This is a genomic window from Parasutterella sp. (genome assembly GCF_057870745.1).
Window position 1 is genome coordinate 1 of the sequence record NZ_DBMALT010000097.1, and the last position, 1,689, is coordinate 1,689.

Below are 1,689 nucleotides of genomic sequence, written 5' to 3' on the forward strand. Positions count from 1 at the left end.
TCCTGCCCAGACAGCTTTGCTCGGCGGTCTAATCGCCATGATTCCTTTAAGCATTGCCATGGCCTTATCTAAAGAATCTCCCGGCAAATCCAAGTCGAGCTTTTGCTCGTTTTCTTTGACCGTGTAGAGCATCCTCATTCTTAAAGATTGAGCGATAACAAAGAGCAGGAGCTTACCGACATAGGTCCTTTCAGTGCAGCGCAGCCGATTGTTCCCGTTGAGAACTTTCATCTGTCTAAAAGCCGTTTCGACGATCTGCCTTTGCTTGTAAACCTCCAGGCATTCAAACGGGTCCTTGATGCAATTGGTTCTAATAGCGAAGCACCCGGCTCGAGTTAAGAATTCTTCTAAGCCTTTGATATTTTTGCCCCAGACATCCTTACTATTTTCAACAATGTAATTTCTGACTCTGCTCCAGTCAGCCGGATGCACCTTTTCTCCGCTGTTTTTCTTCTCCAGTACTTCCTCGACTCTTTGATGAAGAGAGATGGCCTGTTGGGCAGCAAGTTCAGGGTATCTATACAAATGCAGCGAAGTGCTAAGGTGCAAAGGACCGGAGGCAGTGTTTTTTTCCCAGAGCTCTTCGCTTGTTCTGGCGGCAACTTTCAGTCGGCCGTTAAGGAATGCCGGATTGCCAAGGCTTGATTTATATCTTTCAAAGAGCTGCTTGACGCTTTCTTCCGTAAGGGGGACGCCGCAGACGTAATTAATTTCAATATCAAGTAACCGCTGGATGTTGTAGATGCTCTGGTAACCTCGATCCGTAACGATAACCGTGTCCTGAAGGTTGTAGCCGTTGTGGTGCAGATCCATCATCAGATGAGGATAGACGGATTTATCTGTGATACTGCCTTCGCTTTCGTAGGCGTAGCAGACATCGCCGTTCAGATAGTCGACGCCTAAAGTGAAGTTAACTTGCCGCAGTTCCGGATTTTGTTTTGCGTATCCGTATGCAGCGTTGCTGATGGTTACCGAGTAGGTGCTGAGCGCCGTGGAGTCCAACGCGAGATAGCGGAATCTGGGGCCCGGTTTTTTGAGTTCTTCAGCCTGAGTCTTTACCTTATTAAAGTGTTCTACGCACCTTTGATTCCGAAGTTTTAGGTAGGACGTAATATCCTGATGGGTTATTTTTGAGAGCATCTCGCTGATGCGTTGGCCTGAGAAGGTTCGGGCTTTAGGCAGCCAGTGCTGAGAGGCCCATTGCTCAAAGCAATCCATAGAGCCGCCGTCGAGGTACTGGTAGACAGCAAGTCTTAACAAGTCTGATCCGACCTCGGCCCCGAAAATCTCTTTTAAATCATCGAGCATTCCGCTTTTCTGTGCAACCAGCCAGCACGCAGCGGAAGCACCGTAACTGACTATGTCATTAAGAGGGCTCGGAACTCTTTTGCCCAGCTCCTCCTGAACTTCTTCCGGTGTTCGTTCAACAAGCTGCTTGTCTTCGTAATAAAGGGCCTTACCTTCATAGTGTGGGTTCTCTGAAAGATATTTCTTACCGAGCCGCACTCTTCCGGTCGTTGTATCCAAGGCTCCGACGTACTTTCTTTGTGCGATGCGTGAGCGCTTCTTCTCCGGATCCCATTCATTTCTGTAAGCCTCGACGTAAGTGTGTCCCTTCCTAACGTAAGTGTGGAGGCAGAAGTGCGGAGTATCGTAAATTCTAGGGCGACCCATTTAAATAGACCTACA

1 protein-coding gene is annotated in these 1,689 nt (G+C 48.3%); it reads right to left on the reverse strand.

Annotated elements, in window-relative coordinates:
• Positions 1 to 1,674, reverse strand: a 1,674-nt coding sequence (locus ACZND6_RS12835) for an IS1634 family transposase (protein WP_489524776.1), incomplete at its 3' end; no start/stop codon positions are given.
• Positions 1,675 to 1,689 lie beyond the last annotated feature (15 nt).